This window comes from Azospirillum sp. INR13 (genome assembly GCF_015390205.1).
Taxonomy (GTDB): domain Bacteria; phylum Pseudomonadota; class Alphaproteobacteria; order Azospirillales; family Azospirillaceae; genus Azospirillum.
Genome location: NZ_VUOI01000003.1, coordinates 19,655 through 43,792 on the forward strand (window position 1 = coordinate 19,655; position 24,138 = coordinate 43,792).

The following is a 24,138-nucleotide window of genomic DNA, read 5'->3' on the forward strand; positions in this document are numbered from 1 at the left end:
AGGTTAGGGTCTACACCAAGCGCATCCTGCGCCACCCCATCCAAAGCCGGCCGTCCGCATGTCCGAGTTGCTTCAAGATCCCTTCGTCCAGTCCAGCGCCCTGCCCTTGGCAGTCAGCCTGATCCTCGTCGGTGCCCTGCACCTGCTGCGCCGTCCGCTGGCCGCCGCCGGGATCGCCGCCGGGTTCCTGGTGGTCTTTGCGATGGTGGTCGGCCTGCCGGCCCTGCCCCCGCCGTCGAGCATGGGAAAGCTGTTCTGGTCGTCCGCCGCCGGGCTGCTGCTGGGTGTCGCCGCCGATGCGGCGGGCCTGCGTGGCCGCGCCGCCTCGGTCGCGCTGGCGGTGTGGCTGGCCGGTTCGCTGCTGTGGATCGCCCTGCCCGCGCTGGATTCCGCCGCGGCGGTCGTCAGCGTCGTGATCCTGCTCGCCGTCGCCGCGTGGGTCGCCTTTGCCCGCGGTTCGCAGACGCAGGCGTCGGATGCGGCCGAGAGCCCGACCGCGCCGGCCGCCTCGCTGCTGGCGCTGGCGCTGGCCGTCGGCGGCACGGCACTGATCGGTTCTTCCGCCTCCATCGCCCAGATGGCTTTGGCGCTGGCGGCGTCGGCCGGCGGCTTCCTGCTGTGGAACTGGCCGGTCGAGCGCCATGGCTGGGGCCTGTCGGGCCGGGTCGCCACCGGCATCGCGGTTCTGCTGGCCGGCGTGCTGACCCTCTTCTCCCAGGCGCAGACCGCCGTCCTGCTGCTGGCGCTGCCGGCCCTGCTGGCCGGCCATGTCGGCCGCTTCGTTCCCCAGGGCCATGGCCTGGTCGGCCGGGCCGCCTCGTCGGCCGCCGTCACGGTGGTCGCTGTCCTTCCGGCGCTGGTCGCCATCGGTGCGGCCTATGCGCTGACCGGCGGCGAAGCGTCGCCCTACTGATCCTCCATCCCCGTCATTCTCCCCCAATTCCCGGAGTTCCGTTCATGAAGAAGACCCTGTTCGCCGCTGCCCTGTTCGTCGCGACCGCCGCCGGTGCCCTCTCCCCCGCTTTCGCCGCTCCGGTCAGCTACAAGATCGACCCGGCGCACACGGCCGTCGCCTTCATCGTCAACCACATCGGCTTCTCCAACGTGATCGGCCGCTTCAACACGGTCGGCGGCGACATCAGCTTCGACAAGGACGCGGTCGAGAAGAGCACGGTCAACGTCACCATCGACGCCGCCAGCATCGACACCAACCACGCCAAGCGCGACGAGCATCTGCGCTCCCCCGACTTCTTCAATGCGAAGGAGTTCCCCAAGCTGACCTTCAAGAGCACCAGGATCGAGAAGACCGGCGACAAGACCGGCAAGCTGCACGGCGACCTGACCATGCTGGGCGTGACCAAGCCGGTGGTTCTGGACATCACCTTCAACAAGGACGGCGTCAGCCCGGCCAGCAAGCTGGAGACCGCCGGCTTCTCCGCCCGCGGCACGGTGAAGCGCACCGATTTCGGCATGAAGTACGGCGCCCCGGCCGTCGGCGACGACATCCAGCTGCTGATCGAAATCGAGGCGGTCAAGTCCTGACCGAAGGGCCTTTCCGGTCTGTTGCAGTATGGAGGGGACCGGTTCGCCGGTCCCCTCCCGTTTCCACCCCCCGATTTCACCCCCTTGTGATTGGAGGCCGCGATGCCGCAGCTTGTGAATGGTGTCTGGGTGAAGGGCGACATCGCGGCCAGCGAGATCAAAAACGGCGCCTTCCACCGCGAGCCGACCCGTTTCCGCGACTGGATCACGCCGGACGGCGCGCCGGACGCGGAGGGGCGCCCCACCCTGCCGGCGGTGGCCGGACGCTATCACCTCTACGTCTCCTACCTGTGTCCCTGGGCCTCGCGCACGCTGATCTTCCGCGTGCTGAAGGGCCTGGAAGGGGTGATCGGCCTGTCCGCCGCCGAACCGGTGCTGGGCGAGGACGGCTGGGTCTATGCCGAGGACCAGGACGCCGGCGAGGGCGTCGGCCCCTTCCGCCACCATTACCGGCTCTATACCGCCAGCGATCCCACCTATACCGGCAAGGTGTCGGTGCCCGTTCTGTGGGACCGGCAGGAGCGCCGCATCGTGAACAACGAATCGGCCGACATCATCCGCATCCTGAACAGCGCCTTCGATCGGCTGACCGGCAACCGGCTGGATCTCTATCCCGAGCCGCTGCGGTCGGAAACCGACCACTGGAACGAGCTGGTCTATGCCAGCGTCAACAACGGCGTCTATCGCTGCGGCTTCGCGAAGTCGCAGGCCAGCTACGACGAGGCGTTCGACGGGCTGTTCGCCACGCTCGACCGGCTGGAGGATCGTCTGTCGGCCAGCCGCTATCTGGCGGGAGAGCATCTGACCGAGGCCGACTGGCGCCTGTTCGTCACGCTGGTGCGCTTCGACGCCGCCTATCACGGCGCCTTCAAGTGCAACCTGCGCCGGATCGAGGATTACCCGAACCTGTCCGCCTATCTGCGCGAGCTGTACCAATGGCCGGGCATCCGCGACACGGTGAAGCTCGACCACATCAAGGCGGGCTACTACGTCAATCCCGCCATCAACCCGACCCTGATCCTGCCGAAGGGGCCGGCCCTGGATTTCGACCGCAGCCATGACCGCGACCGGCTGCCGGGCAAGGGGATCTGGCGGCGGGGATGAGGGATCATCGCTTTCCACGCCTCGGCCGGGTGAGCAGGACGGCGGCGGTCAGGAGCTGGGAGAGAGTCCAGAAGGCTCCCGCCGCCGCCAGCAGCGCCATCGACGGCCACCAGACCGCCGCCAAGCGCAGAACCGCGGCCGTGGCCATCAGCGCGACGGCGGCGGTGGCGGCGGGCGGGAAGCGCTCGGGCTCCGCCTCCCGCTGCAGGGTGGTGCGGATCATCATGGCGCTGGCGAGGATACCGAGCGCACCCACCCCCAGCATGTGCCAGCCGGCGGCCGGTGGCAGACCCGCAAGCTCCGCGAAACCCGTCAGCAGCCAGCCGATGCCGAGGCAGAGATAGCCCAGATGCAGGCTGGCGATCTCCGGCGTTCCCAGCAGGAGCAGCGGTTTCCAGCGGGCCAGCCGCAGCAGCGCGCTCGCCCCCGCCATCGTCGCACCGGCGGCCCCCAGCGGCGGCAGCAGGCCGGTCGCCGCCGACAGCAGGCAGAGCGCGGCGCCGGCGACGCCCATCGCCTCCAGCCGTGGCTGTACCCGCTGCGCCAGGGAGATGCCGCGGCGGCGCAGGGCGCCGGCCGTCGCCGCCGGGATGACGCGCCCGCCCATGGTCAGCAGCAGCGTCGCGATCAGCAGCAGCCCGACAGGCATCCCACCGGCCGGGACGAGCCCGAGCTCCGATGCCCAGAACAGCGCCTCCGCCACCAGGAAGGCGCCGATCAGCGGGCCGAACACCGCGTTGTGTCCGCTGCGGCTGGTGCGCAGGAACGGCAGGCCGGCGACCACGAACAGCAGCAGCGGATAGGCGACGCCGAGCGGCAGGGCCACCGCCGCCGGCAGTCCGCCCAGCAGCGCCAGCCGTCCGGCCAGCCAGGACAGGAAGGCCACCGCCACCATCCGCCGCGACAGCCGCGTCATCAGGAACCCGCCGACCACCGCCAGCGCATAGCCCAGCGTCATCTCGTGGGCATGCAGTGCCGAGGACCAGCCCACCGGCAGCAGGCCGGACACCGCCGCCAGCCACAGCGGCACGGCAAGCGCGGCATAGAAGGCGGCTGCCGGATACATCAGGCGATGGGCGCCGGTGACGGTGGCGCCGGTGGCTGCGGAGGGGGCGGGGGCATGCATGGGCGGGCGGGCTCTTCGGTGGTCCGGTCCGGTCATTCTGGCGACCGGGGGGGCGGGCGCGCTTTGACCGGCAACAAATTCGCTTACGAATGGGTATGCTTTGGCCGCTACACTGTCGGGCCAGACCCGGACCGAGCCAGGACGACCGCCATGCCCCCGCCCCCCGACCCCGCCGTTCTGCGCGGCATGCCGCTGTTCGCCGGGCTGGATGCCGACGCGCTGGCGGTGGCCGTGGCGCTCGCCCGTCCCCGGCGGCATGCCCGCGGCGGCCGCCCTGTTCACCCAGGGGGAGCCGGCGGCGGCCGGCCATGCGCTGATCGACGGGCGGGTGAAGATCGTGCAGACCGGCCCCGACGGCCAGCAGGTGGTGATGCGCTTCATCGGCCCCGGCGAGATGTTCGGGACGCTGGCGATCTTCACAGACGGCCTCTATCCGGCCGATGCCGTCGCCGTGGCGGATTGCGTCGAACTGTCCTGGCCGGCCGCCGCGATGACCGAACTGATGGACCGCCATCCCGTCATCGCCCGCAACGCACTGTCCATCGTCGGCGGCCGATTGCGTGAAGTGCAGAACCGCCTGCGCGAGGTCGCGACCGAACGGGTGGAGCGCCGCATCGCACACGCCCTGCTGCGTCTGGTGCGACAGGCCGGCCGGCGGGTGGAGGCGGGGGTGGAGATCGATTTTCCCCTGTCGCGCCAGGACGTGGCGGAGATGACCGGCACCACGCTGCACACCGTCAGCCGCACCCTGTCGGCCTGGGAAAGCCAGGGGATCGTGGAGAGCGGCCGGCAGCAGGTGGTGATCCGCAAGCCCCACGCGCTGGTCGCCATCGCCGAGGATCTGCCGCCGGTTCCGCCGCGCGGCTGAATGCAGGGCGGCTGAATGCAGGGCGGTTGCGGTGGCGCAAAGACCGCTCGCCGCCGGGCGGCTATGGTGGCTGCCTGTCCCCAGCGCAGGAGCATGCCGCCATGGCCGCCTCATCATCCGTGGCCGAGATGACGATCGCCGACATGACCATGGCCGAGCTGATGCGCGAGCGCCCCGCGGTGGTGCCGGTCCTGCTTCGCCGCGGCCTCGCCTGTCCCGGCTGCGCCATGGCGCCTTTCATGACCGTGCGGGAGGCGGCCGAAGCCTATGGGCTGGAGCTCGACGCCCTGCTGGACGATATCGCCGCCGCCGACGCCCGGCCCACCCTTTCCCGGGAAGGAACCATAAAGTGCAATTGGGACCCATTGGTTTCATCGGAAAAATCGGTGAAATCTGGACTGTGAATCCTGTGCGTGTCTTTGTACGCGCTCTATGGGGGAATTCCGCTTCCTTCGGTGCAGGACACCGTGGAGGCACCCCCGGTGCCGCCTCACGGCCGGTTGATCTGCACGGTCAGCGCCGCCGCCGCCTTGCCGGACAGCGAACGTCGGCCGGCACCGCCATGGCCTCCGGTGCCGGGCCGTCTCCGGTCCGGTCCAACTGCTTATGGCCGAGCCGTCCGGTCACCCGAAACGCCACCCAGACCGCGGCGATACCGAACAGCACCGATCCCGCCGCCTGCCCGATCAGCACCCCCGGCGCCCCGCCCAGCCAACCGCCCGCCGCCACGAACGGCATGGTTCCCAGTGTCGCCCTGCCCCAGTTGAACCCGGTCGCCAGCAGGGGGAAGCCCAAATTGTTGAACGCGGCGTTGCCGACGAAGAGGAAGCCGACGAACAGGAACCCGCCGGCCACGGCGGTGCAGAACAGGCGGACCAGATCGGCCGACACGCCCTCGGCGGAAAAGGCGATCACCACCCAGTCGCGGCAAGGAACAGACCCAGCCAGACCGCCAGAACCCAGACGACGATCAGCGCCAGACTGGCCTGCAGGGTCGCCCGCACCCGGTCGAGACGGCCTGCTCCCAGATTCTGCGCCAGGATCGGGCCGACCGCGCCGGTCAGGGCGAAGATCGTGCCGAAGGCGACCGGAACCATGCGGTCGACGATGGCCGCCCCGGCGACTGCCGCATCGCCGAAGCGGGCCATGCTGGTGGTGACGTAGACGCCGGCCACCGGGGTGGCGAGATTGGTCAGGACCGCCGGACCGGCGATGCCGGCCAGGGTCCTGGCGTCCTTCATCAGCCAGGTCCAGCCCGGGGCGGCGAGCAGCCGGTGCACCCGCGCCACACCGTGCCAGCCGATGGCGGCGAGCAGGCAGCGCGACAGCACGACCGTCACCGCTGCACCGGTCAGGTCCAGCCGCAGGCCGAAGATCAGAACCGGGTTCAGCGCCGCGGTGAACAGTGCGGCATAGAGCGTGACGATCATGGCGCGGCGCGCATCGCCCTGTGCCCGCAGCATCGCCGAACAGCCCATACCGAGCCCGAGCAACGGCAGGGTCGGTGACAGGATGGTCAGATAGCCGACCGCAAGGTCCTTGGTGGCTCCCCTGGCACCCAGCAGATCCATCGCCGGCCCCAGCAGCGGCAAGGTCAGCAGGCCGACCACTGCGGCGACCAGCGCGGAGAGGATCAGGCTGGAGCCCGCCAGCCTCTCCGCCTCCGCGCGCCGGCCGCCGCCTATCGCGCGCGCTACCAGCGCTCCGGCGCCAATCGACAGTCCGATGCACAGCGACGATTGCAGGAACAGGACGGTGCCGGCGAAGCCCACCGCCGCCGCCAGTTCGCGTTCGCCCAGCAGCGAAATGTAGAACAGGTTCAGCAGATCGACCGCGAACACCGCGATCAGCCCGACAGAGCCGGTGGCGGTCATCACCATCACATGGCGGATCGGCGAACCGGTGGTGAAGCGGCCTACGGCGGTTTCGGCCATCGGATCGGTCTCCTGCTTGGCGCTCTGCGGTGGCGGACGGTCCGCCGCTTCTCCCGTCGGTCGTCCCCGGCTATCGACTTCCTTGGTAGAGTGGAGGGGCGTCCTGTAACCCGGCGGAATCTACGCTGCGCATCGCCGTAATGCGCGAAAATTCTCCGGTGCGGCGGTGGTGCCAAGGGATGATGTCGTCGCTCATCGGCACCTCCGTCGCCTCCCTCCCGTTTCCGCGCCGTGCCGGCAGCCGGCACGGCGCCATCGGTCCGCCATCCTCAGCCCTTGACCAGGGGACACTTGCTTTCGGACAGCGGCAGGAAGGCGTCTTCGCCGGAGATGGTGCTGAGGATTTTGTAATAATCCCACCGGCCCTTTGATTCGGCGGGGCTCTTGACCTCGACGAGGTGCATGTCGTGGACCATGCGGCCGTCGGCGCGGACCTTCCCGTTGCGGGCGAACATGTCCTCGATGGGCATGCTCTTCAGCTGGTTGACCACCGTCAGACCCTTGTCGGTGCCGGCGGCATCGATGGCCTTCAGGTAGTTCAGCACCGCCGAATAGACGCCGGCCTGGGCCATGGTCGGCATCTTGCCCTCGTGCCGCTGGCCGAAACGCCGGGCGAACTCGCGTGTCCGCTCGTCGGTGTCCCAATACCAGCCGGTGGTGATGACCATCCCCTTGGTCACGTCGAGGCCGAGGCTGTCGATGTCGGTCAGGAAGACGAGCATGCCGACCATCTTCTGACCGCCCTGGGTCAACCCGAACTCGTTGGCCTGCTTCACCGCGTTGACGAAGTCGCCGCCGGCGTTGGCGAGCGCCACCACCTGCGCGCCCGACGCCTGCGCCTGAAGCAGGAAGGACGAGAAGTCCGGCGTCGCGACCGGCGCCCGCACCGCGCCCAGAACCGTGCCGCCGGCCTTCTTCACCGCGTTCGACGTGTTGGTCTCCAGGCTGCGGCCGAAGGTGTAGTCGGCGGTGATGAAGAACCACGATTTGTTGCCCTGCCGGGTCAGGGCGCGGCCGGCGCCGTTGGCCAGCGCGTAGGTGTCGTAGGTCCAGTGAACGCCGGTCGGCGAGCATTTCTCGTTGGTGAGCTCGGTGCTGCCGGCAGTGGAATTCAGATGAACCCGTCCGGTCTCGCGCGTCACCTCCTGCACCGCCAGCGCCGCGGCGGAGTTGCCGACGTCGACGATCACGTCGACCTGCTCGCGGTCGATCCACTGGCGGGAGATGCTGGCGGCGATGTCGGCCTTGTTCTGGTGGTCGGCGAAGACGACCTGGACCGGCGCGCCCTTGACCTTGCCGCCGAAATCCTCGACCGCCATCTGCGCCGCGACCACCGATCCGCGCCCGGCGAGATCCGCGTAGATGCCGGTCATGTCGTCGAGCACGGCGATCTTCACGACATTGTCGGAAACCTGCGCCTGGGCCGTGCCGATCGGGGTGCCGGCCAGAGTGCCGGCCAGAGTGAAGGTGGCCATGCCCGCGAGCAGGGCCGTCTTGAGCGTCTTCATGTGTTTATCCTCCCGGTTCTTGTGCTGTTTGAGGGAAAGGCTCAGGCCCCGGCGGCGTCACGCAGCAGGCGGCCGAGCAGGAACTGGTCACTGTCGCCATGGGCCAGACGCGTCTGGTCGATCTGGGCCTCGATGGCACGCTTGGTCATGCGCAGGATCAGCGGCGGGACCGTTGCCGCGTCACGGGCCAGCCGCAGGCTGTCCGCGACCACCGCGCCGTCCTCGGCGACGAGGTCGGCGAGGCCCCAGTCGAGCGCCAGCCCCGCGTCGACACGCAGGTCGGTGAACAGCATTCGCTTCGCTCGCGCCGGGCCGACCAGCGACACCAGACGCGGGAGGCCGCCCCAGGCGAGGGTGAAGCCGAGCCGGGCCTCCGGCAGGCGCAGATGTGCGCCGCGCCCGAAAACCCGCCAGTCCAACGCCATCGCCAGCACCCCGCCGCCGCCGATCGCCGGCCCTTCGACGGCGGCGATGGTGAGTTGAGGCAGCGCCGCCCAGGCGTCGCACAGGATCCGGCCGCGCTCGATGGCGGCATGCTGCTCCAGAACATCCCCGCCGGTCGGCCAGAGCTGCGGGTCGGACAGGTCGATGCCGCCGGAAAACACCGCCGCGGCACCGGTCAGCACCACCGCCCGAACGGTGGTGTCGGCGCGCAGGCGGCGGGCCGCGTCCGTCAGCTCCGTCATCGCCGCCGCGCTCAGGGCGTTGGCCCGTCCGCCACGGTCGTAGCGGACCAGCGCCACCCCGTCCGACTGCTCAACCGAAACAAAGCTCATCTCGCTTGCCCCCTCTCCTCCCGAGCCGACAGCCATCCGAGCCGGCCCTCATGACCTAACATTCTACTGAGTATGTTGCAATCCTTTGATTGGTGATGCAAACATATGGATGGCCGCCGCTGCCGGGCGGTGGGCGGCCCAACGGCCGGATGTCGTGGTTGGAAGAAGAGGGAGGGTTTTCGGCGATGCACGGAGATGATCGGGGACGGATCCCCACGGCGGACGAGTGCGTCCTGCGCAATCTTCTGGAAAGACAGGCCGAGCGGCAGCCCGACGCGGTGTTCGTCGCGTTCTGGCGGGGCGAGACCTGGACCTACCGGAAGACGCTGGAGCGGGTCCGCCGCCGCGCCGCGACCCTGCGCGCGCAAGGCGTGCGGCAGGGCGACCATGTGCTGTGCTGGATGGGGAACGGGCCCGATCTGCTGACCTCGTGGTTCGCCATCAACTACCTCGGGGCGGTCTATGTGCCGCTCAACACGGCGAGCCGGGGACGCCCGCTGGAGCACATGCTGGACAACGCCGGCGCCGCAGTCCTCATCGCCCACACGGCGTTGGTCGGCCGCCTGGCGGAAATCGACCGGGGGTCTCTAGCCACGGTCCTGACCGTCGGCGCGGCGGAATCGGACCCGCCCGAGTTGCCCGGCGTCACCATCGCGCCGCTGGCCGACGCGCCCGCCGACGCCGATCTCGACCTGGATCTCGAGCGGCCGATCCAGCCCTGGGACCCGCATGCGATCATGTATTCATCGGGCACGACCGGGGCGGCCAAGGGGGTCGTGACGTCCTACGTGCAGATCTACACGATGGGGCCGGACGCCTTCGACAGCATCACGGCGGACGACCGCTGCATGATCTGCGGGCCGATCTTCCATTGCGGCAGCACGCTCTACGTCTATTGCATGCTGGGCAAGGGCGGTTCCATGGCGATGGTTCCGGAATTCCGCACGTCGGACTTCTGGGACTCGATCCGCGACACCGGCAGCACGGTGGTCCTGCTTCTCGGCGTCATGGCGAGCTTCCTGCTGAAGGCGCCGCCGGGGCCGGACGACCGCGACCATACCCTCAGGAAGGTTTTCATCGTCCCCTTCGGCGACGACGCACCGCGCTTCGGCGAGCGCTTCGGCGTCGAACTCCACACCGTCTACAACATGACCGAGATCGCCAGCCCCCTGACGGCAGGACCGGATGGGATGGTGCCGGGCCTGTGCGGCCGCGCGCGCCCCTGCTTCGAGTTGCGCGTCGTGGACGGCAACGACGCGGAGTTGCCACCGGGCACCGTCGGCGAGTTGATCATCCGCTCCCATCGCCCCTGGGCGCTCGGCTCCGGCTACTACCGGAACCCGGAGGCGGCGCTGGCGGCCATGCGCAACGGATGGTTCCACACCGGCGACGCCTTCCGCATGGAGGCGGACGGCCGCTTCTTCTTCGTCGACCGCCTGAAGGACGTGATCCGCCGCCGCGGCGAGAACATTTCCTCCTTCGAACTGGAGGCGGAGATCTGCGCCCACCCAGCGGTGCGCGAGGCGGTGACGGTCGCGGTGCCCAGCTCGGTCGGCGAGGACGAGGTGCTGGCCGTCGTCGCCCCGGTTCCCGGCGCCTCGGTCGATCCGGCGGAACTGGTCGGCTTCCTGGCCGCGCGGGTGGCGCACTATATGGTGCCGCGCTACGTGCGGGTGGTGGAGGAGTTGCCGAAGACGGCCAGCGGAAAGCTCCAGAAGCACACGTTGCGCGCCGAGGGGCTGACGGAAGAGTGCTGGGACCGCGAGGCGGCGGGGATCCGCTTCAAGCGGGAAACCCTCGCCTGACGGGCCTACGGCCTGCCAAGAACATCGAAGCCCTCGTCCCGATGCGGGATCGGGGGCTTCTCCATTTTCAGTCCGGCGCGTTCAGCCCCTGCATGATCGAATCGACGATCTTGTCGGCCAGGATCTCGCGGTCGTCGCGGGTCTCGGCCGGGCGGGGGCGATACCAGATCGACAGCCAGTTGATGGCGCCCAGCGCCACCTTGACCGCCACCGACACGTCGCTGGTGCGGATCGAGCCGTCCTCGACGCCTTCGTAGGCGACCCGCTTGAACAGGCTCTCGAAGTCGTTGCGCACGTCATCAGCTCGGCCAGCGTGCGGCGCTGCTCGGGCGTCGTGGCGCCGAAGCGGTGCATCTCCACGCCCTGGACCACCACCGCCTCGAGGGCGAGATTCTCCATCATCGAGAGGGCGTGCCGGCGGAACATGGCGCCGAGGCGCCGCGCCGCCGGCTCCGGCCCCTTCATCACCGGGGTGACGGCGTCGAAGTTGCGCCTCATCCCCTCGCGGTGGACGTCGAAGAACAACTCCGTCTTCGAACGATAATAATGATAGATGCGCCCTTTGGTGGCGCCCAGACGCCGGGCCACATCGTCGATGCTCGTCGCATGGTATCCCTGCTCCATGAAGCATTCGGCGGCGGCGGTCAGGATGTCGATGTTCCCGGTCTTGTCTATGCGGGGCGACAGCGGGCTCTTTTCACTGCTCATCATCCAGTTCCAGCTCAATATGTTCGTCGACGACCAACCCGTTTCGCCCGCCCCGACCCGCCGCGACGGCGCGGCGCCGGTCGGTTCGGCGAAGCTAGGACCAATCCATGCCTCAGGCAACATTTCTGCCTGGACAGGACTGGAACGCTCACATACTACTTGGTATGTTTTTTGTGCGTAGCGCAAGCAAACTTTGCGGCGACCGCATCCGATAAACGGCCAACAACGGCCATTCAACGGCCAAACGGACACGGGAAGACCTCCAATGATCGAACCTGTTTCCCCTGGGGACCTGGAACGGCGCGTCGGCGGCGAGATCGGCGCGTCGCGTTGGTTCACGATCCCTCAGGAGCGCATCGACGCCTTCGCCGACGTCATCGACGACCACCAGTTCATCCATGTCGATCCCGAGCGGGCAAGCCGCGACACCCCCTTCGGCGGCACCATCGCCCACGGCTTCCTGTCGCTGTCGCTGCTGACCGCGATGGGCGCGGGCGTGCTGCCGGTGATTGCCGGCGAAGCGATGGTCATCAATTACGGCTTCGACCGGGTCCGCTTCCTGGCGCCGGTCAGGGCCGGCGCGCGGGTCCGCGCCCGCTTCGTGCTGAGCGAGGCGACCCGCCGGTCGGATCGGGAATTGGTCGCACGCTATGCGGTGACGGTGGAGATCGAAGGCGGCGGCAAGCCGGCGCTGGCGGCCGACTGGATCATTCTGACCCTCTTGAAAGAACAGGTGGACGCGGCATGAGCATTCAATCGAACGACTTGGGGCCCCACGGCATAGGGACGGACGGCATCCGCTTCGACGGGCGCGTCGCCATCGTCACCGGGGCGGGGAACGGCCTGGGGCGCGGCTATGCGCTGGAACTGGCGGCCCGCGGCGCCAGGGTGGTGGTCAACGACCTGGGCGGCGGGCGCGACGGCCGCGGCGCTTCGGGCGCCGCCGAAACCGTGGTTGCGGAGATCCGCGACCGCGGCGGCGAGGCCATGGCCGATGGCGCGGATGTCACCGACCCGGCGCAGGTCGCCGCCATGGTCGAGCGCACGCTGGGCCTGTGGGGCCGCGTCGACGTGCTGATCAACAACGCCGGCATCCTGCGCGACAAGAGCTTCGCCAAGATGGATCTGGAGGATTTCCGCTCGGTCGTCGACGTGCATCTGATGGGGGCGGCCAACGTCACCCACGCGGTCTGGCCGATCATGCGGGCGCAGGGTTACGGCCGCATCCTGATGACCACCTCGACCTCGGGCGTCTACGGCAACTTCGGCCAATCGAACTACGGCGCCGCGAAGGCCGGTCTGGTCGGGCTGATGAACGTCCTGCATCTGGAGGGCGTGCGCAACGGAATCCACGTCAACGCGGTCGCTCCGACCGCGGCGACCCGCATGACCTCCGACATCCTCGACGAGACGGCCTTGGCCCGGCTGAACCCCGACTTCGTCACCCCGGCGGCATTGTTCCTGGTGTCGGAGCAGGCGCCGAGCCGCACGGTGATCCTTGCCGGCGCCGGCACCTACGCCCGGCTCGCCATCGTCGAATCCGACGGCGTCTTCCTGCCCGAGGGCGAGCGCACGCCGGAAGCCGTGGCCGCCCGCTTCGCCGAGATCGCGTCGCTCGACAACCAGCACGAGATCGATGCCGGCCTGAGCCATGTCGACCGCATCCTGAAGCGCGCGGCGGACGCCGCCGGTCCGGACGCGGGCTGAGTGAACGCGGGCTGAGACAAGGGAGAAGACCGGTGAGAGAAGCCGTCATCGTATCGACCGCCCGCACCCCGATCGGCAAGGCCTACCGGGGCGCCTTCAACGATACCCAGGCGCAGGCCCTGGGCGGGCACGCCATCGCCCATGCCGTCGCCCGCGCCGGGATCGACCCCGCCGAGATCGACGACGTGGTGATGGGGGCGGCGCTACAGCAGGGCGCCACCCACATGAACATGGCCCGGCAATGCGCACTGCGCGCCGGGCTGCCGACCTCGGTGGCGGCGCAGTCGGTGGACCGGCAATGCGCCTCGGGCCTGATGGCCATAGCCATCGCCGCCAAGCAGTTCGTCGTCGACGGCATGACCGTGGCGGTCGGCGGCGGGCTGGAATCGCTGTCGCTGGTACAAACTGACCGCTTGAACGTCGACCGCTGGCGCGATCCCTGGCTGGTCGAGCACCGCCCCGACGTCTACATGGCGATGATCGAGACGGCGGAGATCGTGGCGGCGCGCTACGGCGTGCCGCGCGAGGCGCAGGACGCCTACGCCGCCCGCTCCCAGGCCTGCACCGCCGAGGCGCAGGACGCCGGGCGCTTCGACGCGGAGATCGTGCCGGTCACCACCACCATGACCCGCCTCGACAAGGCGACCGGCGAGACCACCCGCCACCCGGTGACGCTGGACCGCGACGAGAGCAACCGGCCGGACACCACGCTGGCCGGGCTGTCGGCGCTGAAGCCGGTGTTCCGCGACGGCCAGCAGATCCGGGAAGGGCGTTTCGTCACCGCCGGCAACGCCTCGCAACTCTCGGACGGGGCGTCGGCCAGCGTGTTGATGGAGGCGGCGGAGGCCGAACGGCGGGGCCTGCACCCGCTGGGCATCTACCGGGGCATCGCCGTTGCCGGCTGCGACCCGGACGAGATGGGGATCGGTCCGGTCTTCGCCGTGCCGAAGCTGTTGAAGCAGCACGGCCTGACCGTCGACGACATCGGGCTGTGGGAGTTGAACGAGGCCTTTGCCGCGCAGGTGATCCATTGCCGCGACCGGCTCGGCATCCCCGACGAGCGGCTGAACGTCAACGGCGGGGCCATCGCCATCGGTCATCCCTACGGCATGTCGGGCGCCCGCCTGGTCGCCCACGCCCTGATCGAGGGCAAGCGCCGGGGTGTGCGCCATGTCGTCGTCACCATGTGTGTCGGTGGCGGCATGGGCGCCGCCGGCCTGTTCGAAGTCGCCTGAGCCCTCCAAAAAAACCCACCCGAGACAGAGAGGAACCCGCATGGACCGCAAGCACGACACCCGCGCCGACTACCCCCATTTCCAGACCGTCCCGACCCGGTGGATGGACAACGACGCCTACGGCCACGTCAACAACGTGGTCTATTACAGCTACTTCGACACGGTGGTGAACCAGTACCTGATCGAGAACGGTGCGCTCGACATCGAAAACAGCCCGGTGATCGGGCTGGTGGTGGACACCGGCTGCAGCTATTACGCGCCGGTCAGCTTCCCCGACCGGGTCGAGGCCGGGCTGCGCGTGGCGCGGCTGGGCACCAGCAGTGTCCGCTACGAGGTCGGGCTGTTCCGCAACGATGATCCGTCCCCGGCGGCCTGCGGCCATTTCGTGCATGTCTACGTCGATCGCGAGACGCGCCGCCCGGCGGCGCTGCCGGAGACGCTTCGCGCCGTGCTGGAGCGGCTGGTCGCGCCGGCTGAAACCGCCTGATCCCCCCTTCCGGTGAGGACCGAGACATGATGGACTTCGTGTTCGAAACCACCCCCAAGCTGGTGTGCGAGGCGGGAGCGGCGACCCGGCTGGGCGAGATGGCAAGGGAACTGGGGATCCGCCGCGCGCTGATCGTCACCGACGCCGGTCTGGTCGCAGCCGGGCTGCTGGAGCCGGTCGAGGCCGGTTTCAGGACCGCCGGGACGGTCTGCACCCTGTTCTCCGACGTCGTGGCCGACCCGCCCGAGCAGTCGGTCGCGCTGGCGGTGCAGGCGGCGCGGGACGCCGGGGCCGACGGCGTGATCGGGGTCGGCGGCGGCAGCTCGCTGGATACGGCGAAACTGGTCGCCCTGCTGGCCGGCACGCCGCAGGAACTGCCGGACATCTATGGCATCGGGCTCGCCAAGGGACCGCGCCTGCCGCTGATCCAGGTGCCGACCACCGCCGGCACGGGATCGGAGGTGACGCCGATCGCCATCGTCACCACGCCCAGCAGCGAGAAGAAGGGGGTGGTCTCCAGCCTGCTCTATCCCGATCTGGCGGTGCTGGACGCTCATCTGACGCTGGGGCTTCCGCCGCGCGTCACGGCGATGACCGGCATCGATGCGATGGTCCACGCCATCGAAGCCTACACCACCCGCCACAAGAAGAACCCACTGTCCGACAGCCTCGCATTGCGGGCGCTGAGCCTGCTGGCCGGCAACATCCGCGCCGTCATCGCCGAAGGGCGCGACGTCGCCGCCCGCGCGGCGATGCTCCAGGGCTCGCTGCTCGCCGGCATCGCCTTCGCCAACGCGCCGGTCGGGGCGGTCCACGCCCTGGCCTACCCGTTGGGCGGCCATTTCCATGTGCCGCACGGGCTGAGCAACGCGCTCATGCTCGGACCGGTGCTGGAGTTCAACCGGCCGGCCGCCGAGACGCTTTATGCCGAACTCGCCCCGGCGATCCTGCCCGGCAGCGCCTTCGCCACGCCGGCCAAGGCGACGGACGCCTTCCTCGGCGCCATGCGCGATCTGGTCGCCGCCATGCCGATGGAGCAGCGGCTGGAGCAGGTCGGCGTGCGGCGCGATGATCTGCCGATGCTGGCTGCCGACGCCATGAAGGTTCAGAGGCTCCTGATCAACAATCCGCGTGAGGTTTCCTATGACGATGCCTTGGCCCTATACCGCCAAGCGTACTGACGGTAGGGTTCTGTTGCAGAATTCGCCGGCAGCCGGTGTCAGGTGCCCTCGCTTGGACTTTGCGGCACCGCAATTTGTCGACGACCGCGCCTTCGCAAAGGCGATGGGCGGCTGACGTCCCTACCCTCTCCGGCGCCAACCCTCTCCGGCGTTTGTGCTGGAGCAAAGAAGGCATCGGCGATCCGGGTTACAGCGGTGCATGGCGATCCTGCCGCTCCCCCACAGCCAGACGGACGACGATGCCGACCACAACCCTCCAAGGCACCCAGGCCACACGGGCCGAACCGGTCCTCGACCTCCGCACCATCCCGCCCTACCAGCGCCACCAGCTGATCTTCCAGTCGGTGCAGGATCTGACGCCCGGCGACGGCTTCTCGCTGGTCAACGACCATGACCCGCGCCCGCTGCACCACCAGCTCCTCAGCCTGTTCGGCGCCGGATTCTCCTGGGAATATCTGCAGCAGGGTCCCGAGGTCTGGCAGGTCCGCATCGCCCGTCCGGAAGGGGCGGCGGCGACCAGCCTGCGCGTGCGCATCGACCGCAACGGCGACGTGGCGGTCGCGTCCGACGACGCGCGGCTGGGTCCGGACGGCAGCGGCGCATCGGTTTGCGAGGTGACGGACTGCCCGCCCGGCACGCTGACGGCCGACGTGCTGTCGCTGCTGCAGGGCGTGATCCCGCCGGCCGGCGTGGTCAGCATCGCCTATGAGCGGCTGCTGGCGCGGCGCAACGGCTCCTGCTGTGGCGGCATGTGCGGCTGAGGGCGCATTCTGTCTTGCTTTACGATATGTTAAGCCGGACACCGATCAATAAATAGCGGCTAAATCTGGCGATACCTGCTATTGGCTTCAATAAGTTGCGAGGCGATTTCGAACGGCGCGGCTTGACGGTCGCGCCGTTATCCGTTCCCCTATAGAGAACGGGGTGAGAACGTGAGCACGAAGGAATTCAGGTGCCTGGGCGACTGGCACAGCCGGTCGAGCTTGCCGGCATCCATGTCCAGCTCGCCGCGGAGGACGGCAGCTACACCACCGGCCATATCTATGGTGCCGCCGGCGGCAGCGGCCAGCCGTAAGGGCACCGACGACCGGACCCGTCCTGCCATCACCCCATGATGTCCTCGCCAAGCCTTCCGCCGTTGCAGGAACGGTCTTTGCCCCCGCGATATCCGAAGGCAGATCGATGCAGAAATTGAAGCCGACCAGCAGCGCAATGCTGAGGATCGACGAGGCGATGGCGATGAGAAGGACAGTCATGGGATCGCTCCGTCCGGAGGCCTTGCGTGGTGCAGGAGCGATCCTGGGCTTATCCTCGTTCCGGCGCTGTGAGCGGCCCCACAGATGGGTTCACTCCGAACCGGGCCGGCGCGCGACGGGCAGGACGGAGAGTGCCGCCCCTGCCCCCGCCGCAGCCAGCAGGATCCAGCTTTCCGCCGCTCCCATGCCGTACAGGGTCAGCCAGCCGGCAAGGCACCAGCCGAGCGGAATGACGAGCAGAAGCCACCAGCATCGTCCCGCCGCCAACAGCACCAGTCCGACGGTCGCGATGGCGGTCGGGTCCGGCGTGATGCCGAAAACCTCCGCTCCCCGCATCGGCCGGCCCATCAGCACCCCCGTCAGCGGGTGCAGGACAAGGGCATGGAGGAACAGCCCGAGCCCCACCATTCCGCGCATAGACCGGCCGAACGACCAGCGCAGCCGCCCCCCGACCGACGCCAGCAGCACGGCCTGAAGCGCGAACAGCGGTGCGATGTAGACTGCCGCCCAATTGATGGTGGCGTAACGCTCCCACAGGAAGCTCCAGGCGACCCAGGCCCACAGGACCGCAAGGCTTCCCGCGACCGCCCGGTGCGACCACGGCCGCGGCCGGAGCAGGAGCCACAGGATCGCGATGCCGAGCAGCAGCGTCAGCAGCTGTGCCGGCCAGAGTGCCTCGTTGTGGCGTTCGATCAGCCGCCAGTAGGCGCGGGGGCTGAACAGCAGGAAATCCTCGGCGGAGTAGGTCCACCATTCCGGCATCAGAGCGCCCTCACATGCTCGGCCATGCGCCTTCTCATCGCGGCGTCGGGCATCGGTCCCGCTCATCGCGGCCATGTTCTCCCGCACATGCGCGACCTGGCTGGTCGCCGGTATGGCCACCGTGACGGCGGGATGGGAGATGATGAATTTCAGGACGACCTGCGCCCAGCTGGAGGCGCCGATGTCCCCGGCCCAGGCGGGGCAGCGGCTGGCCGGCCAGCCGGCGGAGCAGGACGCCCTGCTGGAACGGGCGGTTGACGATGACGCCGATGCCGCGGTCGGCCGCCAGCGGCAGGATGCGGTCCTCCACCTCGCGATCGACGATGTTGTAGGTGAGTTGCACGAAGTCGAGCGGCCGGCTGGCCATGATCGTCTCCAGCAGGTCGTGGCGCCGGCCTTCGGACGTGGTGATGCCGACATAGCGGAGCTGGCCGGCTGCCTTCATCGCGGACAGCGTCTGCAGATGTTCCTCCCAGGACAGCAGGTTGTGGACCTGCAGCAGGTCGAAACGCGGCACGCCCCACAGGCTGCGCGACTCTTCGATCTGCGACGGCCCGCGGCTGCCGGAGGAGATCCAGACCTTGTCGGCCGAGAACAGGCTTTTGGGCTGCCCCAGCTTCCGCAGGCCGTATCCGATCACCGGCTGCGAGGAACCGTACATGGGGGAGGAGTCGATCATTCCGCCGCCGGCCCGGAAGAAGGCGTCCATGACCGCCGCGCATTCGTCGCGCAGTTCGTCGTCGTCGCCGACATTGAAGGTGATCCAGGTGCCGAGCCCCACGGGGGAATCGCCTCGCCCGTGGACGGAATGCGCCGTGTCGCCGGTGCGCCGGCTTGCGGTGCGGCCTGTGCTTGGGCGAATGCCGGCTGCATCGCCATGGGCTGTCGCGGCCAAAGCACCCTGCAGGAATCTCCGTCGTGTCGCTGTCATGCTCCCCTCCCTCGCGCGGCTGTATCGCAAAGCCTGTCGGCGGCATGGACAGTCAGGTAGTGCGCGGAGGCCGGAACCGCGTTACCTCGATCTTTCGGAGAACTGCTTGCTGTGGCGCAACGATGCCGGATGGGTGGGCCGGCATGCTGGCTTCAACGCCGCCCATGAAGGGTGTCAACGGTTGGAGACAAAATCATGGCCAACGTCACCGTCAGCACCGCACTCTACCGCGACCACCATGCCGGCGTCGGCCAGCTGGTCGGCCGCATCGAATCGCTGCTCGCCTCGAAGTCCGTGGAGTCGGACACGGCGGCGCTCACCGCCACCGTGCGGGAGCTGTTCGGCATCTTCGCCGTCCACCTGTCGCTGGAGGACAGCGCGCTCTACCCCCGCCTGCTCGCCCACCCGGATGCGAAACTGCGCAGCACGGCGGCGCGTTTCCAGGCGGAGATGGGGAACTTGCGGGCACGGTTCGACCTGTACCGCACGCGCTGGCCCGGCCCGGTGGCGGTCGCCAAGGATCCGTCCGCCTTCGTCCGCGAGACGCGCGAGGTGGTGGCTGCGCTGAAACATCGCATCGGCCGCGAGGACCGCGAACTGTACGACCTGATCGACCGCGCAGGCTGGCCAGCGCCGCCTGAGACCGGCTTTCAAAGCTTGAACTTGACCGAGGTCAATGACGGCGGGCGATTAGCGGATTTGATGGGCGGCGGAATGACCGATAAGGAGGGACTCCGCCCATGCGTGAGCCCATGCGTGAGCCCGCTGTCGCACCGACCGCGATCGATGACGACCGGGCCCGACGTTTCGAAGCCAGCCTGAGCCGTGCGGGGCTCGGGCTCGTCCCGCGGTTGGGGGAGAGGGTCAGCGATGCGCTGCTGGCCCGCCTTCTCCGCGTGCTGGCGGAGCGCCATCCGCGCGCCTTCGAGGCACTGCGCGAGATGCAGGACGCCCGCGTTCTGATCGAGCCGGTGGATGCACCGGTCGCGCTGATGATGCGCGTCGGGCCTGAGCTGTCCCTGCATGCCCTGCCCCGCGGGGCGGTTGGGACCGGTGCGGCTGCGGCCGATGCCGTCATCCGCGGCCCGTATGCCCGGCTGCTCGACCTGCTGGAGGGGGCGGATCGACGGCGATGCCCTGTTCTTCCGGCGCGAGCTGACCATCTCCGGCGACACCGCCCTGATCCTGGCGTTGCGCAACACGCTGGACGGCGAGGACGAGATGGATCTGATGGCCGACGCCGCCTCCATCGCCGGGCCGCTGGCCCGCGCCCTGCCGGTGCTGCGCCGGAATGCCGGGCCGGTGCTGGACCGCGTCGAAGCGGCGCGCCGGCTGCTGCCCCCGCCGCTGCGGCGCGGGATCGAGCGGATCGGCGCGAGGATCGAAGCACGCCTGACCGGGACGGTTCCGGGGACGAATCCGGGGGCGGGGGCGTGAGGACCATGGACAATTTCGAACTGATCTGCCCGGCCGGCACGCCCGCCGCCCTGCGCGCCGCCGTCGATGCCGGGGCCGACGCGGTCTATCTCGGCTTCCGGGACGAAACCCAACGCCCGCAATTTTCCGGGACTGAACTTCACCCGGCAGGATGTGGCCGACGCGGTGGACTATGCCCACGCCCGCAAGGTGGAGGTCTATGTCGCCATCAACACCTATCCGCAGGCGGGCAATCTCGGTCCTTGGCAGAAGGCGGTGGACGACGCGGCGCGGCTGAAGGTGGATGCGGTCATCCTGGCCGATCCGGGCCTGCTGGCTTATGCCGCCAAGCGCCATCCCGACCTGCGCCTGCACCTGTCGGTCCAGGCGTCGGCCGCGAATGTGGAGGCGATCCGGCTCTACCGCGATGCCTTCGGCGTGCGCCGGGTGGTGCTGCCGCGCGTGCTGACGGTGCCGGAGATCGCCAAGCTGAATGCCGAGGTCGACGTCGAGACCGAGGTGTTCGTCTTCGGCGGCCTGTGTCCGATGGCGGAGGGGCGCTGTTCGCTGTCTTCCTACGCCACCGGCCTGTCGCCGAACAAGCAGGGCGTCTGTTCCCCGGCCACCCATGTCCGCTACGAGCAACGCGGCGGCGCGCTGGCCTCCACGCTGGGCGGCTTCACCATCAACGTGTTCGGCGAGGGCGAGCAGGCGGGCTATCCGACGCTGTGCAAGGGCCGCTTCGTCGCCGGCGGCGCGCCGGCCTACCTGTTCGAGGAGCCGACCAGCCTGAACGCCATGGATCTGCTGCCGGAGTTGAAGGCTGCAGGCGTCCATGCGCTGAAGATCGAGGGGCGGCAACGCGGCAAGGCCTATATCGGCGCCGTCGTCCGCGCCTATCGCGAGGCTCTGGACAGCTTCGCCGCCGGCCGGCCGGTGCCGCACATCGACCTGCAGGCGATGGTGGAGGGCGGAACCCAGACCACCGGCGCCTACACCCGCGCCTGGCGCTGAGCATCGGGCGGCAAGGAGCATTACGGAATGACTGCGTCACTCACTTTGGGGCCGGTGCTGTTCAACTGGCCGGTCGACCGCTGGCGCGACTTCTACGCCCGCATCGCCGACGAGGCCCCGGTCGACACGGTGGTCGTCGGCGAGATCGTCTGCTTCAAGCGGGCGCCCTTCTTCGCCGAGGCGATGGGGGAGGTGATCGAACGCCTGACCGCCGCCGGCAAGACCGTCTGGCTCGCCAGCCCGATCCTTGTCGGCAGCGAGCGCGAACGGTCGGCGATGCGCGATCTGGTGTCGGCCGATGCCGGGCTTGCGGACGGTGGGCTGATCGAGGCCAACGACATGGGCGCGCTGGCTCTGCTGGCCGGGCGTCCGCATGCCATCGGCCCGACGATCAACGTCTACAACGAGGCGACGCTGGCCTGGATGGCGGAGCGCGGGGCGGTGGCGGTGTCTCTGCCGGCCGAACTGCCGGCGGCGACCGTATCGGCGCTGGCGAAGGCGGCGCGGGAACTGGGCGTCGAGGTGGAGGTGCAGGCCTGGGGCCGGGCGCCGCTCGCCATCTCGGCGCGGTGCTATCACGCGCGCGCCCATGGGCTGCACAAGGACGGCTGTCAGTTCGTCTGCGGCAACGACCCGGACGGGCTGCCGGTGACGACGATGGACGGCCAGCCCTTCCTGACCGTCAATGGCACGCAGACGATGTCGCACGGCTGCCTGTGTCTTGCGCCGGAAATGGCGGGAGTTGGTGGCGATGGGCGTCACGCGCTTCCGCCTGTCGCCGCAGGCGATGGACATGGTGCGGGTGGCGGAGGCGTTCCGCGCGGTGCTGGACGGCCGGCGCGACGGAGCCGAAGTCGCGGCGGAGTTGGGCGGGCTGATCGACGCGCCGCTGGTGAACGGCTTCTACCACGACACCGCGGGGGCGCTGCGGGTGGCGTGAGGGGACTGTTTGGGGTGGGAAGTTAGACCCCCACCTAACCTCCCCCGCCCAGCGGGGGAGGTTAGGTGGGGGTATCGGAGCCGACGCTTTAACGCGCAGCCATCGGCCACTCTCCCCCATCAAGCGATCGGCTTGCGCTCCTCCTCGTCGTCCTTCAGGCCGGACTTGAAGCTCTTGATGCCTTTGGCGAAGTCGCCCATCACGCTCGGCAGCTTGCCGGCGCCGAACAGCAGCAGGACGACCAGCAGAACGACGGCCCAGTGGAACAGGCTGAAACTTCCCATGACGATGATCCGATCTCTCAAGCAGGCAGCCGCAGGATGCGGCCGTCGGGGTGGGTGAAGCGGGCGGTGACGCCGGGATAGGCTGCGAGGATGGCCGGCACCCGATCCTCCGGCACCACCGAAAGCGCGGTCGACAGGGCATCGGCCGTCGCGGCGTCCGGTGCCTGTACCGTAACCGCCTGCCAATGGACGGCGCAAGCACCGCTCGCGGGGTCGAAACAGGTGGGTGAAGCGGCCGGCCGTGTCGAAGCGGGTGCCGTAGCCGCCGGTGGTCGCCAGCGCGCCGTCGGCAAGCTCCAGCGTCTCTATTGTACGGTCGGGGTCGGCCGGATCGGCCAGCCCGACGGTCCAGGGGCGGCCGGAGGGGTGATGGCCGAGCGCCCGTAGCTCCCCCATGTCGACCAGCACGCGGTCCATACCCTCGGCCTTCAGCCGCTCCGTCACCCGGTCGGTGATGTAGCCCTGGGCGATGCCGTTCAGCGTCACCGCCATGCCGGGGCGGTCGAAGGCGATGCGGTCGGGCTCCACGCGCAGCGCCCGGACATCGACCAGCGCCCGCGCGGCACGGACGGCGCCTGCCGGCGGGCCGGCGGGGTCGGCGCCGGGCCGGGCGAAATGGCCGGCGTAGAGCTGCCACAGCGGCTGCACCGTGGGGTCGAAGGCGCCGCCGGTGCTGCGGCCGAAGGCGGCGGCCTGGGCCAGAAGGCGGACGAGGTCGGTCGGCGGCGCCTCCAGCACGCCGTCGCGGTTCAGCCGGCGCAGGGCGGAATCGGCGCGGTAGAGGCTGAAGACGCGCTCCAGCCGCGATACCTCCTCAAGGCTCAGCGCGATCAGGCGGTCGGCCTCGGCGGGATCGGGATGGACGATGGTCAGGCTGGCGTCCGCCCCCAGCGCCACGCCGCGCCAGACGCGGACGGGCACGCCCTCGGCACGCAGAAGCCGATGGGGCAGCAGCGACAGGCCGGCGGCGACGGCACCGATGGCGAGGACGCGGCGTCTGGTGAATGCTGCAGCCATCAGTGGCCCCCCTCGGCGACGGGGCCGGCCGGCGGGGTGAGATCTGGTCCTCATGCACCTCGGCGAAGCGCTGGACAGTGCCGCCATTGGCGGCGGCGAAGGCGGCGTGCTGCGGATTCCTCGGCGAAGGGATAGGGCTCCGCATCGCCCATGCCGCCGCGAAGCTTGCTGCCCAGCACGTACCAGGCCTTGTGTGCCTCGACCCAGACGGTCAGGTCGGGGGCGGTGGGGTCCTTGGCCTTGCCGACATCGGTGACGTAGATGGCGCTGATCTCCTTCGGCTCCTCCGGCAGCATGGTGAAGGCGAAGGTGTCGCGCACCGACGACAGCCAGATCGGCCGCTGCTGCCCCTTCACCAGGATCTGGCCCTTGGGACCGGGATGGTCGGCGAGGTTCATGCCGCAGTAATGGCCGATCGCGTCGGCGGTCAGGGTCACGGGCGGCGGCGGGGCGACCTCCGCCTTTTCCTGCTTGCAGGCGGACAGCGACAGCAGCAGGGCGGCGGCGAGGAGGATGGGAATGGTGCGCATCAGATCT

General features: G+C 69.3%; 27 protein-coding genes and 4 pseudogenes. 18 read left to right on the top strand and 13 right to left on the bottom strand.

All coding sequences use genetic code 11. The features are described 5' to 3' along the window. The first annotated feature begins 58 nt into the window (after positions 1-58). The 3 genes from F1643_RS03210 to F1643_RS03220 all read left to right on the top strand — a co-directional run bounded on the left by F1643_RS03210 (position 59) and on the right by F1643_RS03220 (position 2,646). A complete protein-coding gene (locus tag F1643_RS03210) occupies positions 59-913 on the top strand; it encodes a hypothetical protein (RefSeq protein WP_194910748.1) in 855 nt (284 codons plus the stop codon). Positions 914-957: 44 nt separating this feature from the next. Beyond that, positions 958-1,542 (top strand): YceI family protein, encoded by a 585-nt coding sequence (locus F1643_RS03215; protein WP_194910749.1) that lies wholly within the window; start codon positions 958-960, stop codon positions 1,540-1,542. A 102-nt stretch (positions 1,543-1,644) separates the two neighbouring features. Further along, positions 1,645-2,646 (top strand): glutathione S-transferase family protein, encoded by a 1,002-nt coding sequence (locus tag F1643_RS03220; RefSeq protein WP_194910750.1) that lies wholly within the window; start codon positions 1,645-1,647, stop codon positions 2,644-2,646. Between the two features lie 4 nt (positions 2,647-2,650). On the opposite strand, the gene F1643_RS03225 is transcribed toward F1643_RS03220, so the two are convergent. Beyond that, positions 2,651-3,772 (bottom strand): NnrS family protein, encoded by a 1,122-nt coding sequence (locus tag F1643_RS03225; RefSeq protein WP_194910751.1) that lies wholly within the window; start codon positions 3,770-3,772, stop codon positions 2,651-2,653. Positions 3,773-4,028: 256 nt separating this feature from the next. On the opposite strand from F1643_RS03225, the gene F1643_RS03230 reads away from it, so the two are divergent. Both F1643_RS03230 and F1643_RS03235 read left to right on the top strand, forming a co-directional pair. Continuing rightward, positions 4,029-4,640 (top strand): Crp/Fnr family transcriptional regulator, encoded by a 612-nt coding sequence (locus F1643_RS03230; RefSeq protein ID WP_255542353.1) that lies wholly within the window; start codon positions 4,029-4,031, stop codon positions 4,638-4,640. Positions 4,641-4,741: 101 nt separating this feature from the next. Beyond that, complete coding sequence (locus F1643_RS03235; protein ID WP_255542354.1) at positions 4,742-5,044, top strand: DUF1858 domain-containing protein; 303 nt, start codon at positions 4,742-4,744, stop codon at positions 5,042-5,044. Positions 5,045-5,153: 109 nt separating this feature from the next. Here F1643_RS03235 and F1643_RS22050 read toward each other — a convergent pair whose 3' ends face one another. The 4 genes from F1643_RS22050 to F1643_RS03250 all read right to left on the bottom strand — a co-directional run bounded on the left by F1643_RS22050 (position 5,154) and on the right by F1643_RS03250 (position 8,858). After that, positions 5,154-5,555: a hypothetical protein gene (locus F1643_RS22050; RefSeq protein WP_255542355.1), complete on the bottom strand. Its 402-nt coding sequence runs from the start codon at positions 5,553-5,555 to the stop codon at positions 5,154-5,156. Continuing rightward, positions 5,552-6,574, bottom strand: a complete 1,023-nt coding sequence (locus F1643_RS03240) for an MATE family efflux transporter (protein WP_255542356.1) — start codon at positions 6,572-6,574, stop codon at positions 5,552-5,554. Before F1643_RS03240 ends, F1643_RS22050 begins: the two co-directional genes overlap by 4 nt. 269 nt (positions 6,575-6,843) lie before the next feature. After that, positions 6,844-8,082, bottom strand: coding sequence for an ABC transporter substrate-binding protein (locus tag F1643_RS03245; RefSeq protein ID WP_194910752.1), 1,239 nt, complete (start codon positions 8,080-8,082; stop codon positions 6,844-6,846). Between the two features lie 41 nt (positions 8,083-8,123). Next, on the bottom strand, positions 8,124-8,858 hold the full coding sequence (locus F1643_RS03250) for an enoyl-CoA hydratase/isomerase family protein (protein ID WP_194910753.1): 735 nt from the start codon (positions 8,856-8,858) through the stop codon (positions 8,124-8,126). A 185-nt stretch (positions 8,859-9,043) separates the two neighbouring features. Between F1643_RS03250 and F1643_RS03255 the strand changes: the two genes are divergently transcribed. Further along, positions 9,044-10,663 (top strand): AMP-binding protein, encoded by a 1,620-nt coding sequence (locus tag F1643_RS03255; protein WP_194910755.1) that lies wholly within the window; start codon positions 9,044-9,046, stop codon positions 10,661-10,663. 67 nt (positions 10,664-10,730) lie between these two features. On the opposite strand, the gene F1643_RS22055 is transcribed toward F1643_RS03255, so the two are convergent. Next, positions 10,731-11,276: a hypothetical protein gene (locus tag F1643_RS22055; RefSeq protein WP_370540467.1), complete on the bottom strand. Its 546-nt coding sequence runs from the start codon at positions 11,274-11,276 to the stop codon at positions 10,731-10,733. After that, a pseudogene (locus F1643_RS24335) lies at positions 11,237-11,320 on the bottom strand (TetR family transcriptional regulator); the annotation flags it as partial. The gene F1643_RS22055 and the pseudogene F1643_RS24335, both read right to left, overlap by 40 nt. Here F1643_RS24335 and F1643_RS03265 point away from each other — a divergent pair. From F1643_RS03265 to F1643_RS22060, 8 genes are all read left to right on the top strand, one after another. Continuing rightward, positions 11,286-11,552: a hypothetical protein gene (locus F1643_RS03265; protein ID WP_194911188.1), complete on the top strand. Its 267-nt coding sequence runs from the start codon at positions 11,286-11,288 to the stop codon at positions 11,550-11,552. The pseudogene F1643_RS24335 and the gene F1643_RS03265 overlap by 35 nt on opposite strands. An 84-nt stretch (positions 11,553-11,636) precedes the next feature. Further along, complete coding sequence (locus F1643_RS03270) at positions 11,637-12,119, top strand: MaoC family dehydratase (protein ID WP_194910757.1); 483 nt, start codon at positions 11,637-11,639, stop codon at positions 12,117-12,119. Next, positions 12,116-13,078, top strand: coding sequence for an SDR family NAD(P)-dependent oxidoreductase (locus F1643_RS03275; RefSeq protein WP_194910760.1), 963 nt, complete (start codon positions 12,116-12,118; stop codon positions 13,076-13,078). The genes F1643_RS03270 and F1643_RS03275 overlap by 4 nt, the downstream gene beginning before the upstream one ends. A gap of 32 nt (positions 13,079-13,110) precedes the next feature. Next, a complete protein-coding gene (locus F1643_RS03280; RefSeq protein ID WP_194910761.1) occupies positions 13,111-14,313 on the top strand; it encodes an acetyl-CoA C-acyltransferase in 1,203 nt (400 codons plus the stop codon). A gap of 40 nt (positions 14,314-14,353) precedes the next feature. Then, a complete protein-coding gene (locus F1643_RS03285) occupies positions 14,354-14,800 on the top strand; it encodes a thioesterase family protein (protein WP_194910762.1) in 447 nt (148 codons plus the stop codon). Between the two features lie 26 nt (positions 14,801-14,826). After that, the gene (locus F1643_RS03290) at positions 14,827-15,981 is read left to right on the top strand and encodes an iron-containing alcohol dehydrogenase (protein ID WP_194910764.1); all 1,155 of its coding nucleotides are present in this window, start codon (positions 14,827-14,829) and stop codon (positions 15,979-15,981) included. A gap of 239 nt (positions 15,982-16,220) precedes the next feature. Next, complete coding sequence (locus F1643_RS03295; protein ID WP_194910765.1) at positions 16,221-16,742, top strand: DUF2249 domain-containing protein; 522 nt, start codon at positions 16,221-16,223, stop codon at positions 16,740-16,742. A gap of 191 nt (positions 16,743-16,933) precedes the next feature. Next, entirely contained in the window at positions 16,934-17,056 is a 123-nt protein-coding gene (locus tag F1643_RS22060) for a hypothetical protein (protein ID WP_255542359.1), read from the top strand. 271 nt (positions 17,057-17,327) lie between these two features. Here F1643_RS22060 and F1643_RS03305 read toward each other — a convergent pair whose 3' ends face one another. Continuing rightward, positions 17,328-18,065 (bottom strand): DUF6064 family protein, encoded by a 738-nt coding sequence (locus F1643_RS03305; RefSeq protein ID WP_255542360.1) that lies wholly within the window; start codon positions 18,063-18,065, stop codon positions 17,328-17,330. Further along, positions 18,034-18,780 carry an aldo/keto reductase gene (locus F1643_RS03310; protein ID WP_370540448.1) on the bottom strand — a complete coding sequence of 249 codons (747 nt, stop codon included), beginning with the start codon at positions 18,778-18,780 and terminating at the stop codon, positions 18,034-18,036. Before F1643_RS03310 ends, F1643_RS03305 begins: the two co-directional genes overlap by 32 nt. A gap of 345 nt (positions 18,781-19,125) precedes the next feature. On the opposite strand from F1643_RS03310, the gene F1643_RS03315 reads away from it, so the two are divergent. The 4 genes and pseudogenes from F1643_RS03315 to F1643_RS03330 all read left to right on the top strand — a co-directional run bounded on the left by F1643_RS03315 (position 19,126) and on the right by F1643_RS03330 (position 22,326). Further along, a complete protein-coding gene (locus F1643_RS03315; protein WP_194910767.1) occupies positions 19,126-19,752 on the top strand; it encodes a hemerythrin domain-containing protein in 627 nt (208 codons plus the stop codon). Between the two features lie 246 nt (positions 19,753-19,998). Next, complete coding sequence (locus F1643_RS22065; protein ID WP_255542362.1) at positions 19,999-20,367, top strand: hypothetical protein; 369 nt, start codon at positions 19,999-20,001, stop codon at positions 20,365-20,367. 5 nt (positions 20,368-20,372) lie between these two features. Then, a pseudogene (locus F1643_RS03325) lies at positions 20,373-21,360 on the top strand (peptidase U32 family protein). A 27-nt stretch (positions 21,361-21,387) separates the two neighbouring features. After that, a complete protein-coding gene (locus tag F1643_RS03330) occupies positions 21,388-22,326 on the top strand; it encodes a U32 family peptidase (RefSeq protein ID WP_255542363.1) in 939 nt (312 codons plus the stop codon). Positions 22,327-22,437: 111 nt separating this feature from the next. On the opposite strand, the pseudogene F1643_RS03335 reads toward F1643_RS03330, so the two are convergent. The 4 genes and pseudogenes from F1643_RS03335 to F1643_RS03345 form a co-directional block, all read right to left on the bottom strand. After that, a pseudogene (locus tag F1643_RS03335) lies at positions 22,438-22,584 on the bottom strand (twin-arginine translocase TatA/TatE family subunit); the annotation flags it as partial. Positions 22,585-22,601: 17 nt separating this feature from the next. Continuing rightward, positions 22,602-22,877: an FAD:protein FMN transferase gene (locus F1643_RS22070; protein WP_255542397.1), complete on the bottom strand. Its 276-nt coding sequence runs from the start codon at positions 22,875-22,877 to the stop codon at positions 22,602-22,604. Next, positions 22,849-23,688: pseudogene (locus F1643_RS03340) on the bottom strand (FAD:protein FMN transferase); the annotation flags it as partial. The gene F1643_RS22070 and the pseudogene F1643_RS03340, both read right to left, overlap by 29 nt. Next, the gene (locus F1643_RS03345; RefSeq protein WP_370540468.1) at positions 23,652-24,131 is read right to left on the bottom strand and encodes a nitrous oxide reductase accessory protein NosL; all 480 of its coding nucleotides are present in this window, start codon (positions 24,129-24,131) and stop codon (positions 23,652-23,654) included. The pseudogene F1643_RS03340 and the gene F1643_RS03345, both read right to left, overlap by 37 nt. Positions 24,132-24,138: the final 7 nt, after the last annotated feature.

Bases quoted from the DNA above. Each gene is read 5' to 3' on its own strand.
- F1643_RS03235 (WP_255542354.1), top strand. From the start codon at position 4,742: ATGGCCGCCTCATCATCCGTGGCCGAGATGACGATCGCCGACATGACC.
- F1643_RS03250 (WP_194910753.1), bottom strand. From the start codon at position 8,858: ATGAGCTTTGTTTCGGTTGAGCAGTCGGACGGGGTGGCGCTGGTCCGC.
- F1643_RS03295 (WP_194910765.1), top strand. From the start codon at position 16,221: ATGCCGACCACAACCCTCCAAGGCACCCAGGCCACACGGGCCGAACCG.
- F1643_RS03290 (WP_194910764.1), top strand. From the start codon at position 14,827: ATGATGGACTTCGTGTTCGAAACCACCCCCAAGCTGGTGTGCGAGGCG.
- F1643_RS03275 (WP_194910760.1), top strand. From the start codon at position 12,116: ATGAGCATTCAATCGAACGACTTGGGGCCCCACGGCATAGGGACGGAC.
- F1643_RS03245 (WP_194910752.1), bottom strand. From the start codon at position 8,082: ATGAAGACGCTCAAGACGGCCCTGCTCGCGGGCATGGCCACCTTCACT.
- F1643_RS03330 (WP_255542363.1), top strand. From the start codon at position 21,388: ATGACTGCGTCACTCACTTTGGGGCCGGTGCTGTTCAACTGGCCGGTC.
- F1643_RS03225 (WP_194910751.1), bottom strand. From the start codon at position 3,772: ATGCATGCCCCCGCCCCCTCCGCAGCCACCGGCGCCACCGTCACCGGC.
- F1643_RS22065 (WP_255542362.1), top strand. From the start codon at position 19,999: ATGCCGTCATCCGCGGCCCGTATGCCCGGCTGCTCGACCTGCTGGAGG.
- F1643_RS03305 (WP_255542360.1), bottom strand. From the start codon at position 18,065: ATGAGCGGGACCGATGCCCGACGCCGCGATGAGAAGGCGCATGGCCGA.
- F1643_RS03270 (WP_194910757.1), top strand. From the start codon at position 11,637: ATGATCGAACCTGTTTCCCCTGGGGACCTGGAACGGCGCGTCGGCGGC.
- F1643_RS03220 (WP_194910750.1), top strand. From the start codon at position 1,645: ATGCCGCAGCTTGTGAATGGTGTCTGGGTGAAGGGCGACATCGCGGCC.
- F1643_RS03210 (WP_194910748.1), top strand. From the start codon at position 59: ATGTCCGAGTTGCTTCAAGATCCCTTCGTCCAGTCCAGCGCCCTGCCC.
- F1643_RS03230 (WP_255542353.1), top strand. From the start codon at position 4,029: ATGCCCGCGGCGGCCGCCCTGTTCACCCAGGGGGAGCCGGCGGCGGCC.
- F1643_RS03215 (WP_194910749.1), top strand. From the start codon at position 958: ATGAAGAAGACCCTGTTCGCCGCTGCCCTGTTCGTCGCGACCGCCGCC.
- F1643_RS03255 (WP_194910755.1), top strand. From the start codon at position 9,044: ATGCACGGAGATGATCGGGGACGGATCCCCACGGCGGACGAGTGCGTC.
- F1643_RS03345 (WP_370540468.1), bottom strand. From the start codon at position 24,131: ATGCGCACCATTCCCATCCTCCTCGCCGCCGCCCTGCTGCTGTCGCTG.
- F1643_RS03285 (WP_194910762.1), top strand. From the start codon at position 14,354: ATGGACCGCAAGCACGACACCCGCGCCGACTACCCCCATTTCCAGACC.
- F1643_RS03240 (WP_255542356.1), bottom strand. From the start codon at position 6,574: ATGGCCGAAACCGCCGTAGGCCGCTTCACCACCGGTTCGCCGATCCGC.
- F1643_RS03315 (WP_194910767.1), top strand. From the start codon at position 19,126: ATGGCCAACGTCACCGTCAGCACCGCACTCTACCGCGACCACCATGCC.
- F1643_RS03265 (WP_194911188.1), top strand. From the start codon at position 11,286: ATGAAGCATTCGGCGGCGGCGGTCAGGATGTCGATGTTCCCGGTCTTG.